The sequence below is a fragment of the Paracnuella aquatica genome, assembly GCF_003332885.2.
GTDB lineage: Bacteria > Bacteroidota > Bacteroidia > Chitinophagales > Chitinophagaceae > Flavisolibacter > Flavisolibacter aquaticus.
The window spans coordinates 82,641-97,713 of the sequence record NZ_QOWJ01000005.1 but is presented as its reverse complement, the minus strand read 5'-3'; the positions used below and the strand labels follow the sequence as shown (position 1 = coordinate 97,713).

The 15,073-nt window shown below is 51.3% G+C and carries 6 protein-coding genes; 1 reads left to right on the top strand and 5 read right to left on the bottom strand.

Going from position 1 to position 15,073, the window contains the following annotated elements:
• Window positions 1-3 precede the first annotated feature (3 nt).
• The 4 genes from DRJ53_RS09400 to DRJ53_RS09385 all read right to left on the bottom strand — a co-directional run bounded on the left by DRJ53_RS09400 (window position 4) and on the right by DRJ53_RS09385 (window position 10,393).
• Window positions 4-3,597: a DUF7948 domain-containing protein gene (locus DRJ53_RS09400; protein WP_162303844.1), complete on the bottom strand. Its 3,594-nt coding sequence runs from the start codon at window positions 3,595-3,597 to the stop codon at window positions 4-6.
• 262 nt (window positions 3,598-3,859) lie between these two features.
• Window positions 3,860-6,022, bottom strand: a complete 2,163-nt coding sequence (recG, locus tag DRJ53_RS09395) for an ATP-dependent DNA helicase RecG (RefSeq protein ID WP_241558503.1) — start codon at window positions 6,020-6,022, stop codon at window positions 3,860-3,862.
• Window positions 6,023-6,095: 73 nt separating this feature from the next.
• Window positions 6,096-6,836 (bottom strand): ferredoxin--NADP reductase, encoded by a 741-nt coding sequence (locus DRJ53_RS09390; protein ID WP_114235372.1) that lies wholly within the window; start codon window positions 6,834-6,836, stop codon window positions 6,096-6,098.
• Window positions 6,837-7,384: 548 nt separating this feature from the next.
• Window positions 7,385-10,393, bottom strand: a complete 3,009-nt coding sequence (locus DRJ53_RS09385; protein ID WP_114235371.1) for a T9SS type A sorting domain-containing protein — start codon at window positions 10,391-10,393, stop codon at window positions 7,385-7,387.
• Between the two features lie 195 nt (window positions 10,394-10,588).
• Between DRJ53_RS09385 and mfd the strand changes: the two genes are divergently transcribed.
• Window positions 10,589-14,032, top strand: coding sequence for a transcription-repair coupling factor (gene mfd, locus DRJ53_RS09380; RefSeq protein WP_241558502.1), 3,444 nt, complete (start codon window positions 10,589-10,591; stop codon window positions 14,030-14,032).
• A 316-nt stretch (window positions 14,033-14,348) separates the two neighbouring features.
• Here mfd and DRJ53_RS09375 read toward each other — a convergent pair whose 3' ends face one another.
• Window positions 14,349-14,870, bottom strand: coding sequence for a hypothetical protein (locus DRJ53_RS09375; protein ID WP_114235369.1), 522 nt, complete (start codon window positions 14,868-14,870; stop codon window positions 14,349-14,351).
• Window positions 14,871-15,073 lie beyond the last annotated feature (203 nt).

Below are 15,073 nucleotides of genomic sequence, written 5' to 3'. Positions count from 1 at the left end.
TCTTTATCTGATTAAGGTTATATCTCCTTTTTTCGTCACCTTGGTTCCATCAAAAAATTCCACGTCCAGTGTGTAGGCGTAGGCATCCATCGGCAGCAGGGTGCCTTTGTAGCGGCCATCCCAACCTATTTTCCGGTCGGCAGTTTCAAATACTTTCACACCCCACCTCGACCATACAGTAAACTTCATTTTGGCAATGCCGTAGCCCCGCACAAATACCACGCTGTTCACATCATTGCTGTTGGGGGTAAATGCAGTGGGCACATCCACGGCAATGCGTACCAGGGTTTCAACCGGCGCACAAACCGTGTCGGTACAGCCGGCGGCATTGGCCACCACCAGGCAGGCGTTGAAGTTGCCGGTGCTATTGTACTCATGCTGCACGGGGCCGCCCACACGGGTAACCAGGCTGTCGCCATCACCAAAATACCAGCGCCATTCCACCACATCCGGCGAAACGGTTGGCGTGAACGTGATGGGCGTATTTTCGGTTGGTGGTTGCGGCGATGCTACAAAGCTGGCGGTAGGTTTGCCTGCAACATTGAGCGTTACTGAAGCCGAGTCGGTTACATTACAAGTATTCGGATCGGTTACCACCAGTTTTACGGTGTAAGTGCCGGGTTGTGTGTAAATGTGCTGCGGGCTGCTTTCGGTAGAAGTGTTGCCATCGCCAAACGACCACAGGAAGGTTTGCCCGCCCAGTGATGTATTGTTGAATACGGCGGTGAACGGTGCACAACCGGTTCCCGGAATATCAAAGCTGGCAGTAACGGTGGCGGCTACCCGAAGTGTTTTTACCACCGAGTCGCCAAGATTGCAATACGCCGAATCGACGAGGATAAGTTTGACATTATAAGTGCCCGGCGTGGTAAACTTGTGAAACACCGGTGCACTGCCTGCCCGTAGCCTTGGCGTACCATCGCCAAAATCCCACACAAACGACTGGCCGGTAAACGGCTGGCTGCCCGGTGCCACCGATAGGTTATCGAAGCGATAACTAAACGAATCGCAGGGCTCCAGTTTTACCGGGTTAAAATCAATTTTGGCTTCAATATCGCCTACCCTGATGTTGATGTAAGAAGTGTCCCGCACATTGCAGGTGCTTGAATCAATAGCCACCAACATCACGCGGAACGAACCCACCCGCTCATAAGTATGTGTTGCGGTAGGCTCGGTGGTGGTTACCTGTGCGCTGCCGTCGCCAAACATCCATTCGTAGCTTACGGCGTTGCGTACGGTATCGCTGAACACAACGGTCAGCGGCACGCAACCGGCGGTATCGCGGGGCACGCCGTTGATGGCCGAACGCAAACCGGAACGCACACCCGAAAAGTTCATTTCAAATTTCACCAGTGCCAGGTTGCAGCCCGGCGAAGGGTTGTTTTCAGACCAAACACCCGGCGTGGTGGGGAACGGCGCATTGCCAAATTGTTTACAGTTGGCGCAAATGGCCTGGTACACCACACCATTCCGGTCAAACCGGCTGGTGCCGCCATCCACGTGGTCCGATGCTGCGCCATCCTGCCCAAAGAACGACCCGAACAACTGGGCAGTGGCATTTTTCTGCAATACAAAAAAGTAAAAATCGCGGCCATCGGTGGTGGGCTTAATAGCATCCGGTGTTACCGGCAGCCCGATGGTGCCCGAAGAATTATACGGGTTGCTCCGGTCCGACACGCCGCCGCCCCAGCCCGAAACATACACGTTCTCGCAACGGTCTACAAGAAACGCAGTGGGCGAAATGCTGGGTTCGTTTGCAGGTTTGCCAAAAACAGTGGAATAAACAAAAGCCGAAAGATCGGGTTGCAGTTTGGAAATAAACTGCTTGGCGCCGGGGTTGGAGTAAGCCGCATTCTCAACGGGCCATGAGCCGGAAGTTTGCCCGGTGATGTATGGAAAACCACGCTGGTCGAACTGGATACCGTACACTTGGTCGATGCCGGCCGTGCCCATATATGTTGCTTTTTCCAAAGCGCCGTTGGGTGTAAAAATGGCAATGTATCCGTCGATGTTGCCGTCGGATGCGCCCTGGTTTGCCGGGTAAATGCTGCCTTGTTTGTTGCCCGGAAAATCCCTGCTGGCAGTGCCGCCGGCTACGTACAAGTTGCCGGTTACGGGATTGATGGCCAGCACATAGCCAGCATCGTCTTTCGTGCCGCCCAGGTAAGTGCTGAAAATAACGTCGGAAACATCGGGTGTCATTTTAATCACCACCGCATCCTGGTCGCCACCAAGCCTGGTTTGCACTGCGTTTCTGGTAAAAAAGTCTTGCGACCGGGTGTTGGATGCCACGTAAATATTGTTGGCGCCATCAATGATCACTTCGCTGCGGCCGTCGTCGCCGTAGTTGCGCTGCAACGAGTTTACACCATTGCGGGTATCGTTGATGTTTACACCATCATTGCCCGTGCCACCAATGCGCCGCGAACCAATGAGTGCCGTGCCGGTTGCGTTGAGTTTGGTTACGATAATATCATAGCCGCCGTTTGTACCAAAATTGTCGCCGGTAGTGGGATAGTTGGGCGAATTGGTACGGCCCGCAATCACCAGGTTGCCTTGCGCATCTACAATCAAACTGTGGGGCTGCTCGTTGGTGGAGCCGCCAATATAAGTGGCATAAATACGCTGGCTGCCGTCGGGGCTGAGTTTGATGATGACAATATCTTCCGGAACAGGGTTGGTGCCGCCGCCAAAATTGAGTTGGAAAGCACCGGGCGAAACGGGGAAACCGCCTTCCAGTGCAATGCCGCCTCCGTACATCGACCCATCGGGACCATAGGTGGCCGTAAAGCCCCAGTTGTCGCGGGTGCTGCCGCTAAAGGTGCAAAAGATGAGGGTGGGGTCAATTACCAGCGGCACGTTGCGGTCGTAGGCTTTCACATCAAAGCTTACGGTGTTACCTTTCAGCAGGTAGCGGTTGGCCACTTCTGTTTTGCCTTTTGCCACATATTGATAGCTGTAGGGCGGCAATTCTTTCAGTGTGCCTACCGAGGTAGGAATGTGCAGTTGTTTATTTTTTACCGATAGCCCCTCTACGCCATGATACTGCATTTTGATGAGGGCCGGGTTGCCACCAGGCTGCACAATCAGGTCGTATTTAAGCCGGCCGTTTTCGGAGTAATACCGGATGTCGATATTGGGATAAAGATTGCGGATGGTGATGCCCTGGTAAATTTTACATTCAAAGGCCCACTTCTTGGGATCGTTGCCCAAAATATAATTGTTCCAGTTGGCCAGCGGCTTATCGGGCTCCAGGGCAGCAGCGGTATTGGCGCCCACAAAATCAACCCGGTATGCATGCGACCGCATGGCTACCGGCCGGGTAGATGTGGGTTCTTTTTTTACGGCTTCCAAATGGCCGGCATGCCCGTGGCGCAGTTCGGCCAGGCCCTCCCAGTCGTCGGGGCTGTGCTGTACAATGGTAAACCCGTTTTGGTGGATATAAATTTCGCCGGCAGGCACTTCGGCCATAAACCGGACGCGGCTATCCCACTGGCCTTTGTTTTCGATAAACTGCACGGCCTCGTAATACTGGCCAAAGGCAAATAAGGTGGGCAGGCAGGCAAGGATGAAGAGTATGTAAAGCTTGTATCTCAAGGTACTTTTGAAGTTAACATTTTTAAACTGCATTTTATTGTACCTCAGCAAAAAGCCAAATGTTTAAGTTTTGCAAATCTTAGCACTGCAATATCCTACCCCCGCTGCTTTATTAAATCAGGCTCTTAAAACCGGGTATGAAATCCCTATACAATAGAAACGATTAGATATATAAACCTCGTACAACCAAATAAAAGGCGATGCCTTTTGGCACATTTACCAAACCTCATAACCGCACTCCAACAATCGGGGTACTTACAACTTACGAGATTTTACTCCACGGCGTTTTTCCTTTGATCGATTGCAGGTAATTCCGGAGGTTGCTGTTTTCGGGCTTGTTCAGCTCAGGGTCGGATGTAACCAGGCTTTCGGCACTTTCCTTTGCGGCTTCCAGTATGGCTTTATCTTTCAACAAGTCGGCCAGCCGAAGGTTCATTGCACCGCTTTGCCGGGTGCCTTCAATATCGCCCGGACCGCGCAGTTCTAAATCCTTTTCTGCAATTTCAAAACCATTGTTGGTCGATACCATGGTTTTGATGCGTTCCCGGGCATCGTTGCTCAATTTGGGCGATGTAATGAGGATGCAATAGCTTTTTTCGGCACCGCGGCCTACGCGGCCCCGCAATTGGTGCAGCTGCGATAGACCAAATTTCTCCGCATTTTCAATCACCATCACCGAGGCATTGGGCACATTTACGCCCACTTCAATCACCGTGGTCGATACCATGATCTGAGTTTCGCCACGCACAAAGCGTTGCATGTTCCAGTCTTTTTGGTCGGCGGGCTGGCGACCATGCACCATGCTGATCCAATAACGGGGTTCGGGGAACAGCGACTTCACATGTTCGTAACCCTGCATCAGGTCCTCATAATCGAGTTTGGCACTTTCTTCAATGAGCGGGAAAATGATGTATGCCTGCCGGCCCTTGTCTATTTCGGTACGCACAAAATCGAGTACGCTTACCCGGTATCCATCAAAACGATGAACGGTGGTAATGGGTTGCCTACCCGGCGGCAATTCGTCCATCACGCTGTAGTCTAGGTCGCCGTAGGCCGTCATGGCCAGCGTTCGCGGAATGGGCGTTGCCGTCATTACCAGCACATGCGGCGGAATGGCTGCTTTTTTCCAAAGCTGTGCCCGTTGCGCCACGCCAAATCGGTGCTGCTCGTCAATCACCACCAGCCCCAGGCTTTTAAACTGCACCACTTCTTCAATGAGTGCATGTGTGCCAATAAGCAGGCTCAGCGAGCCATCGGCCAGCTGCGGCAACAGGCGTTTGCGCTCCGCGGTTTTAGTGGAGCCGGTTAGCAACTCCACGCCAATGGGCATGTCTTTGAGCAATTCTTTGATGGCGGTAAAATGTTGCTGCGCTAAAATTTCGGTGGGCGCCATCATACAGGCCTGAAAGCCGTTGTCCACCGCCAGCAGCATCGACAGCAAGGCCACAATGGTTTTACCCGAACCTACATCGCCCTGCAACAAGCGGTTCATCTGGTGACCGGTAGCGGTGTCCTGCCTAATTTCTTTCAATACCCGCTTTTGTGCGCCGGTTAGTTGAAACGGCAGGTATTTATTGTAAAAATCCAGGAAATAGGTGCCTACTTTATCGAACACCACACCCCGCGATGAGGTATGCCGCTGCAACCGCACCAGTGCCAGCCGCACCTGCGCTATGAACAATTCTTCAAACTTCAGGCGGCGCACTGCTTCGTCGTACTGCTGCGCCGATGCCGGGAAATGCACCTGCCGATATGCCTCAAACCGGTTTACAAAACCGTAATGCGCCACCAGTTGGGTGGGCAGGTTTTCGGGCAGGTCGCGGTCGCTGATGAGGGTAAACAGCGCAGCGGTAAAATTGGCCATTTGGCGGCCGCCCAGTCCCCGCGATTTTAATTTTTCAGTGGTGGAATAAATTGGATCCAGGTGCGATTTTACTGCAGCCATTTCGCCATTCAGTACTTCCAGTTCGGGGTGCACCATTTGGGGCTTGCCCATAAAAAAACCCAACTTGCCAAAGGCCACATAGGCCATGCCTTCCTTGAGCGTTTTTTGCACCCAGTTAATGCCTTGGAACCAGGTAAGCTCCATGGCGCCGGTTTCATCACGCAATAATGCAGTTAGACGGCGTGCACTTTTTTCGCCCACAATTTCAATGGTTTGGATGCGGCCCCGTACCTGTGCAAACTCAATGGCTGGCGTGAGGTCGATGATCTTGTGCAGCTTGGTGCGGTCGAGGTGGCGGTACGGGAAAAAATGCAGCAGGTCGTTGAAGGTAAACAGGCCCAGCTCTTTTTTCAGCATGTCGGCACGGGCCGGGCCCACGCCTTTCAGGTACTCAATGGGGTGCGATAATATGGCGGGAGAAGTGGCGATGGCTGTTATGTTTCGGCAAAAGTAAGCGGCAATGGGAAAGTCAAAATTCAAAAGTAAAAAGGCAAAAAGAAGCCGTTAAATAACGACCCCCCTTTTGACTTTTGAATTTTGCCTTTTGACTTAATTATCCATACAGCTCAAGGTGCACACTCTTCTTATCATAGCCCAGCGCCAGTATTTTTTGCTTGGCTTCGTCCACCATATTTTTCCAGCCGCATAAAAAGAACGATGCCGGTGGCAGTTCGCCGGTGGCTTCTTTTTGCTCCAGCACCAGGCGTTCGTAAATGGTGTGCACATAGCCGCAGCATCCGTCCCACTGTTCGCGGGACAAGGTGGGGAAATATTGAAATTGTGGAATTTTTTGCGCTAAGCTCTGCATTTCCTCAAAATAGAGAAGATCCTCTTTCGTGCGGGTGCCGAAAATGAGGTTGATATTTCGATGCGGCACATTGTGCTCATTGATATAATGCAGCATGCTGCGAAACGGCGCAATGCCGGTGCCGGTGCAGATAAAGTACAGGTCCTGCTCCATATTTTGCGGCAGCGTAAACACGCCCAGCGGACCACGCACCGGCATCTCCAAGCCTATTTTACCTGCTTCAAAAAGATAAGTGCTCCCGGCGCCTCCGTCCAGTTTTACAATCACCAGCTCTACTGTATTGGTCCCATCCGGCGCCGATGCAATGGAGTAACTGCGTACCCTTTTGTGCGGCTTTTCGTGTATGGGCAAGTCCAGCGAAATAAACTGCCCCGGCAAAAAATCGAACCGGTCCAACTCGGGTATCTGGATCCAAAAGCGGCGTGTGTTGGGCGTTTCCTGTTCTATGCGGGTAATGATGCCGGTGCGCCAGGGTTGTAGGGCCATGGGTGGAGTTTGGGCCAAATTACAAAAAAGGGATAATACCCGATTTTAGTCGTAATAGTCCGATACGGGCAAACATGGCATAGTAGTTGAAACAAATTGGACGAATTCGAAATTAAACTTCAACAAGTTTCAAGATATTTTTTGTCGGACGGTTTAGGCTATAGGGCTGGCATTCTTGCCGGCCCTTCTTTTAACCAGTAATTTGGAACCAGTGATTTGTATGATTGGAAAGGATTGAAACGATTTGGTGATCGGCGGGGTAAATTGTCTTTCGACTTTTATCGTTGCAATCGGCGCTTTGAGGTTTTCTTTTTTTATCAAAACGATTGAGCTTTAGCAGATAATTTTTTACCAACTATCTGCAATCCTTGAAGCAGCAAATTCATAAGAACAAACAAGTTCATCACGCTTTATTATTTGTATTGAGCCCAATAAGCCCAATCGAGTAACATCATATTCCCCAACAAAAATGCCCTGCAATTCGCAGGGCATTTTTGTACTATAATAAACCAGTCATTTCAATCCTTTCCAATCCCACAAATCACTGGTTACTGTTTCATAATCTTCTGCACCCGCTTTTCCTTGCCATCCACACTCATGATGCGGAGGAAATAAACGCCGGGCGGGTAGCGGCTGAAATCAACCGAGTTGCCGCTGTTGGAGTAAGCCCGCTCCTCGCGGTAGAGCAATTGCCCAATGCTGTTGAACACCTGCACCGAAATCCGTGTAACATTGGCGGTGCCCACAAAATAATTGACCGGCACGGCACCTGTTGTAAGTGTTGGCGCAATGGCGGTAATAAAATTGCCGCTGCCCGGTTGCGGCTCCGGCGTTGGGCTGCCATCATAACTAATGGCATTGCCAATAACGGAGTAAAACGCACCGTTGCCATGCGTGCCCAGCACCAGTGCATTGTCTTCGGGCCGCACCATCATCGACCGGATGATGGCCCGTTTGAGCATGCCTCCACCTTCGTTGAACCAGGTCGTGCTTTCACCGGTAATGTTGGCCGTGCTGTACAGCCCCACCGATGTGCCCACATAATATTCCACGCCGGCTCGGGTTACCACTATGGCGCAGCTCTGTGCCGATACCGGCTCCAGTTCACCGTCAATGGTTTGCCAGGTAGGTGTGGCGCTGGTGGCATTACCCGACCAGAAAATGTTGTGTACAATATCGCCTCCGTCGTCGTAGTTGGAAACCGTAACCAGCACCGTATCGGGGTTGCGCGGGTTTACCGCAATGCCCGATACATAACTGCCATTGACCATAGTGGCAGGCGTAATATTCACCGGCCTGGTGGCAGGCCCTTTTAAATCCGCACTATCCATGCGGTACACCTGGCCATCGTCGGTGCCTAAAAACAAGCGCTTATTTGGCACGGTACTGCGGCCGGCAATCTTACTCAAAGCAATAGCCGAAAAAGAGCTACCCGAAGGCACCACGGCCCGCACACCCGAAATTTCCGTCCAGTTATTTTCGTTCACCGATGGCGCATTCAGCGTTCGGTACAGGCGGTTATCGCTGGTGTAGTACAGGTGTTTTGTCGAATCGGGGTCCATGATGAACAGCGTTAGCCACTGCCCTTCCTCTTTTCGGCCGTTGGGGGTAATATCGTTGGTGCTGTTGCTTACAAAATCAAGCGTACCGTTGGTGAGGCGCCAATCGAAATTGGAGCGGAAGATATTGCCGCCCGAGCTGCTGAAATACCAGTATTGCTTCCAGTTGTTGCCGGTTTTGGTAAAATCCGAAATCGCTGCTGCAGCGCCATCGCCCGAGCCAATGCGGATATGCTCCCGGCTGGCGGGCACATCCAGGTTTACATAAGTGCCGTTGTCCTGCGCACCGCCAATGATCCAGTCGGCCTCCGTATCGGGAATAATGCTGACAAACTGGTACTGCATGGTTTGCAGGTTGCTGTTCAGCGAGGTCCAGCGCACCGTATCGGCCAGGTCAGTAGTGCGGGTTTTGTGGATGCCGCCGTCCGATGCCGTGTACAAAGTGCTGTTGCTGTTGGGCAGGTATGTTATGTAATGAATATCGGGGTGGTGCGGGTCGCCGCTGTTGGGGTTGCTTTGGTCGCTGTCGTATGGCGATGCCAGTTGGGCATTGGGGAAAAATCCGCCGCCGTAGCCGCCAATGCGCCGGAACTTCCGGGCCGGGTCGGTTTCGGACAGGTTTACGCGGTGCAGGTTGGTGCCACCAATAAAGATAATGTTGTTGTTATCAGGTTTTACCCCAATGCTCATGTTGTAGCCTTCAAACTGCGTGGTGTATGGGTCAATGCCCGGCTCGTCGAAATTGGGTTCGTCGGGTACCCATGCGCTCAGGTTGGTCCATGCCGCGTTGTTGGGCAGCGTGCCCGCAATATTTGCCCGGAACAGGTCGGCCTCGGGGTCGCCGTCTTCGGCGCTTTCGCCATTTTTATACAGAACAAAAAGCTGGTTGCCGGCGCCATTTGTTTGCAACACAACACGCCCCCAGCGGCCAAAAGGCCGCCAGCCAGCTACCGAATCGGCCTGGCCTCTTTGGCCCCCGGCAATACGCGTCCATTCGCCGGAGCCACCGGTTGTGCTTTGCCACACGCCGGCAATGGCGCGGTCGCGGTTCACCAATTGCGGATCGGGGCCGCCGCCGGAAAAAGCAGCATAAATAGCCGATCCGTTGGTAGGAATATGAATCTCGGTAAGGCCGCCAAAAATGTTGTTGGAAACACTGCCGGTTAACACCGTGGCCCAGGTGGCGCCTTTATCGGTAGAGCGAACAATGCGCTCATGAATGGCCGCATACACATGGCCGGTGGTGGGGTGTACGGCCAGGCGGTGCACCAGGTCGAACCGGTTGTCGAAAATATGCTCCGAGCCTGCTGCGGTGACGTTGAGTTTGGTCCAGCTTACGCCGTTGTTGGTGCTTTTAAAAATGCCATAGCCAAATGTGGTAGCCGTGGCCGATTGCGAAGCAGGGTAATAAATTTCGCCGGTACCACAATACCAGATATCGGGGCTGGTAGGATCCTGGACGATGGAGGTAACGCTGCGGATCTCGTTTTCCGGCGATACAAAAGTCCAGTTGGCACCGCCATCGGCGCTGCGGAAAATGCCACCCGTTACGCCACCGGTCAGTAAAATATTGGCGTTGCGGCGGTCGGCGGCCAGGGTGCGGCTGCGGCCGGCCACATTGTTGGGGCCCAGGCTTACGTAGCTGTTGTTGGTTTGGGTACCCTCCAGTCCGCTGATGCCGTTGAGAAACGGTGCCGCGCCTTTGCGCATTTTTATTTGCCGTACCGCAGCCAGTTCCTTCTGGTGAAAGTCTTTTGGAATGCGGCCGGTAATGGGGTTGCGCAGCATTTTTATTTCGTGCTCCAGGCGCCGCCGGTTGAATTCGGCTTTTTTGCCTTCCTCTTCCTCCTCACCTTCCTCTTCGCCGCCCAGCGCTTCAATTTCTTTCCATCCGCCAATGCGCTCCGGCCCAAAGCTGGTTGTGGTTTTTAAAAAAGTAAAAGGCATTGCTATAAATGCCGCGGCAACGATTCTTCCGGCAACCAGCTTCAGGTGCATGTAAAACTATTTGATTGTTTGCGGAGTAAATTACGATTAAAACCACTAAAAGGTTGGCCCGGTTAGATGATTTACGATTGTCGATTTTGGATGTACGATTTAAGCTGACAGGCGGATTGTTAGCCAAATCCGAAATCTGAAATCGTAAATCCGAAATCCGTTTCCGGCGGCTTTATCTTTGCATCCCTAATGATGATGGAGGATTTACTGAAGCCCTGGAAAGATAACCCCCGCATTTTTTCGCTGGTGGGCGGTCTCACCATGTCCGCACCGCAAAACATTTACCTGAGCCACCTGCAGGGCAGCGCATCGCAGTTTGTAGCTGCCGCCGCATTTCTGCACCCGTCGCTGGGCGGGCTCAATCACGTGTTTGTGTGCAACGATGCCGAGGATGCGGCTTATTTCCACAACACGCTGGAAAACCTGACCAGTGCACTAAACCTGCACTATTTTCCTTCTTCGTTTAAAAACCGAAAAAACTACCGGCTGCTCAACCCCTCGCATGTAATGCTGCGCACCGAAGCGTTAACGCGTTTTTCGGATGGAACCGGCAACCGCGTAGGTGCATTGGTTACTTATCCCGAAGCACTTTTTGAAAAAGTGGTGGTGCCGAAAATCATTGCTGAAAACATCATCCACATCCGCACCAACGATGTGCTCAATACCGACGAATTGTTTGAGCGGTTGGTGAATTTTGGTTTCGAACGCACCGATTTTGTGTACGAGCCCGGCCAGTTTGCCGTGCGGGGTGGCATCCTAGATATTTATTCGTTTGGCAACGAAAAGCCTTACCGCATTGAGCTGTTTGGCAACGATGTGGACTCCATCCGCATCATTGACCCCGAAACGCAATTGTCCGAACGGCGGCTGCTGCAGGTTAGCATCATTCCCAACGTGGATACGCAGTTTGTACATGAGGAAAAAGTGTCCTTGCTGCAGTTTTTGCCCGAGAACACGGTGATTTGGATGCAGGACGTGGAACTGGTGCAGGAGCGCCTGATGATTGAAGAGGAAAACCTGCAATTGTTTATGGACCTGCTGGCGGCGCAACAGCAACCGGCTGTGCCCATGACCGGCAAAGGTGCCCGCAACAAACCGGCGGTGGAAGAAGAAGATGCTTCGCTGGTAAAAAAAGAAATCAGCACACAAGATTTTACAACAGCCGATTTGTTTTTAGCTGAATTAGCGCAGCTTCATCAAGTGCATTTTGGCCGCAGGCCGGCTGCTGGCACCTACTCCGAAATTGAATTCCACACCAAACAGCAACCTGCTTTCAACCGCCAGTTCGATCTGTTGATCAAAGACCTGAAAAGCTGGGAAGCAAAAGGTTTTCAATTGGCCATTTTTGCAGAAAATGCGCGGCAACTCGAACGGTTGTACAGCATTTTTACCGACCTGAAAGCGGAGATCAATTTTCAGCCTATTGCCACCGCCATTCATGAAGGCTTTATTGAAGAAGATCTGAAACTGGTGTGCTACACCGACCACCAGATCTTTCAGCGGTATCATAAATACAAGGTTAAGCAAGCGTACAACAAAGCAAAGGCACTTACGCTGCGTGCACTGCGCGAACTGCAGCCCGGCGACTATGTAACACACATCGACCATGGTGTGGGTGTGTACAGTGGTTTGCAAAAGTTGGAAGTGGGCGGCAAGCTACAGGAGGCGGTGCGCATTATTTATAAAGACAGCGACATCCTGTATGTAAACATCAACTCGCTGCACAAAATTGCCAAGTACACCGGCAAGGAAGGCACCGTGCCCAAGGTAAACAAACTGGGTTCGGACGCATGGGTAAAACTGAAGGAAAAAACAAAATCAAAGGTCAAGGAAATTGCGTTTGACCTCATTAAATTATACGCAGCCCGCAAGGCACAGGAAGGCTTCCAATTCAGCAAAGACACTTACCTCACCACCGAGCTCGAAGCTTCATTTATTTACGAAGACACACCCGACCAAAGCAAGGCTACTGCCGATGTAAAAAAAGACATGGAATCGCCCCACCCGATGGACCGGCTGGTGTGCGGTGATGTTGGTTTTGGTAAAACAGAAATTGCGGTGCGGGCTGCATTTAAAGCCGTTGTGGATGGCAAACAGGCGGCCGTGTTGGTGCCTACCACCATTCTTGCATTTCAGCATTATAAAACATTTAAAGACCGCCTGAAAGACTTCCCGGTGACGGTGGATTTCATCAACCGTTTTAAGACTTCGAAAGAGAAAAAAGAAACGCTCAAGCGATTAGAAGAAGGCAAGATCGATATCCTCGTGGGCACGCATGCCATTTTGGGAAAAGATGTAAAGTTCAAAGACCTTGGTTTGCTGGTAGTGGATGAAGAACAAAAGTTTGGTGTGGCGCACAAGGAAAAGATCAAAACATTCCGCACCAATGTAGACTCGCTGACGCTAACGGCAACGCCTATTCCAAGAACGTTGCAATTTTCGTTGATGGGTGCCCGTGACCTCAGTATTATGAACACGCCGCCACCCAACCGGCAGCCCATTCAAACCGAGGTAAAAGTGTTTCAGGAAGACTTTATCCGCGAAGCCATTTACTTTGAAACGGAACGCGGCGGGCAGGTATTTTTTATCCATAACCGCGTCAACGGTTTGGCGGAAATGACCGCCATCATTCAAGGGCTTTGCCCCGACCTGAGCATCGGGTTTGCACATGGCCAGATGGAAGGCCACGAACTGGAAGAACGCATCCTTGATTTTATTGATAAAAAATACGACGTGCTGGTGTGTACCAACATCGTGGAAAGCGGCGTGGACATACCGAACGTGAACACCATCATCATCAACAATGCGCACCAGTTTGGCCTGAGCGATTTGCACCAATTGCGTGGCCGCGTTGGCCGCAGCAACCGCAAGGCATTTTGCTACCTGCTGGCGCCGCCCATGAGCACGCTGCCTACCGACAGCCGCAAACGCCTGCAAACACTGGAGCAACACAGCGAGTTGGGGTCTGGTTTCCAGATTGCAATGCGCGACCTGGACATACGTGGTGCGGGTAATTTGCTTGGTGGCGAGCAAAGCGGCTTTATGGCCGAAATTGGTTTTGAGATGTACCAAAAAGTATTGAACGAAGCCATCCGCGAACTCAAACGCACTGACTTCAAAGAGCTGTTTAAAGATGAAATTTCAAAGCAGGATGATTTTGTGCAGGACTGCACGATTGACACTGACCTGGAAATTTTGATCCCTGATAGTTATGTAGAAAACATCACTGAAAGGCTGTCGCTGTATTCGCGGTTGGATAACTGCGAAACCGAAGAAGAACTACAAGCGATGCAGGCTGAACTGCATGACCGTTTTGGTGATGTGCCGCCGCAAGTGGCAGACTTGTTCGTAACCGTTAGGTGCCGCAAACTAGCCGTGGACCTGGGCTTTGAAAAAATGAGTTTGAAAGATGATGTGCTGCGTTGCTTTTTCATCAACCGCCCCGACTCGCCTTATTTCGAAGCGCCGGTATTTAAATCAATTCTGGATTATGTGCAAACCGGCACCAACAAGGCCCGCCTCAAACAATCGGGCAAAAACTTTTTGCTGGTAGCCGAACCGATCAACTCGATGAATGAATTGCATGTGTTTTTACAACGCATGCATACAGCAGTAATTGGCGAAGCGGTGCAAGCGTAGAGAAGGCAGGGGATTTCGGATTTACGATTTTGGATTTCGGATTTGTGGTTGCGGCTGGATATAATTTGATGCAGCCACAAGTCTTTGAGCATTTGTTTTACTTACGAGTAGCGTTTATAATCCATCAACCGTTTCTCATCAAGCGTTAAAAGTAGTTCACCACAATTACATAAAAGCTACATCGAAGCAATCCGCACTCAATCAGGCTGTAGTTGATGATGTCCCTGTTTTCCTTTCATTTTTTAAGGAGTAAAAAGTAAATGCATCAGTAGGAAGATTATCGACAATGCAGCTGCCAATTTTTGAAAAACAAACATCATTTTTTTGGTAAGAGTTTCAACTTCCTGATCCGTGCATTTATTGAAGGAATTTGCTCCGCATGCATCCGCGTAGCGGTATAAACCAGATCTTCCTGCAACTGGGGCACCCGTGACAGCAGGTCATGCAGCGCCTGCACCGAAAGGGCCCGCACAATCCGGCTTTCCCGTTTATCCAATGCCCACTGCGTCAACTGGTGCCAAACGCGGCCCGTTTCCTTAGCAGTTAATGGCAATCGCGGCACCAATTGCGCCAGGTGCCATTTGGCTTCCTTGTGTTCCGCTGTTTCCAATAATGAGAGCAATTCCTTTTTGTGCCCGGCCAAAAACTGCGGCTGTTCCGCCGTTATTTTTTCAACGGCATCGAGGCTGCGCATCACCACCTTTCGGTTTGGGTGCCGGGTGCAGGCAAACAATTCATCGAATACTTTCTGCGTGCTTACCTGCCGTACAACACTGTTACTGGCGCCAATAGTGCGCAGGTCGCCGCCGGCAAGCAGTTCGGGAAAATGGGGATTCATCTGTTGACTTTAAAACATCAAGGTAAAAGTTTTCCGGCTGCTGTTTGCCGCCAGTTGCCATCGGTACAAAAGCGGGGCGTAACGAGTTGAAAAATAATTGCCCTGCATGCTTTAATTTTGCGCCATTGATCAAAACAACTGCCTGGCACCGCTTTAAACACTGCTTCCAACCAAAACTACAGATCCAGCAATCCACATTAATT

What these genes read in the sequence shown, in the direction of transcription:
- DRJ53_RS09390 (WP_114235372.1), bottom strand. Translation starts at nt 6,836, where the DNA reads ATGGCCCTACAACCCTGGCGCACCGGCATCATTACCCGCATAGAACAG.
- DRJ53_RS09385 (WP_114235371.1), bottom strand. Translation starts at nt 10,393, where the DNA reads ATGCACCTGAAGCTGGTTGCCGGAAGAATCGTTGCCGCGGCATTTATA.
- mfd (WP_241558502.1), top strand. Translation starts at nt 10,589, where the DNA reads ATGGAGGATTTACTGAAGCCCTGGAAAGATAACCCCCGCATTTTTTCG.
- DRJ53_RS09375 (WP_114235369.1), bottom strand. Translation starts at nt 14,870, where the DNA reads ATGAATCCCCATTTTCCCGAACTGCTTGCCGGCGGCGACCTGCGCACT.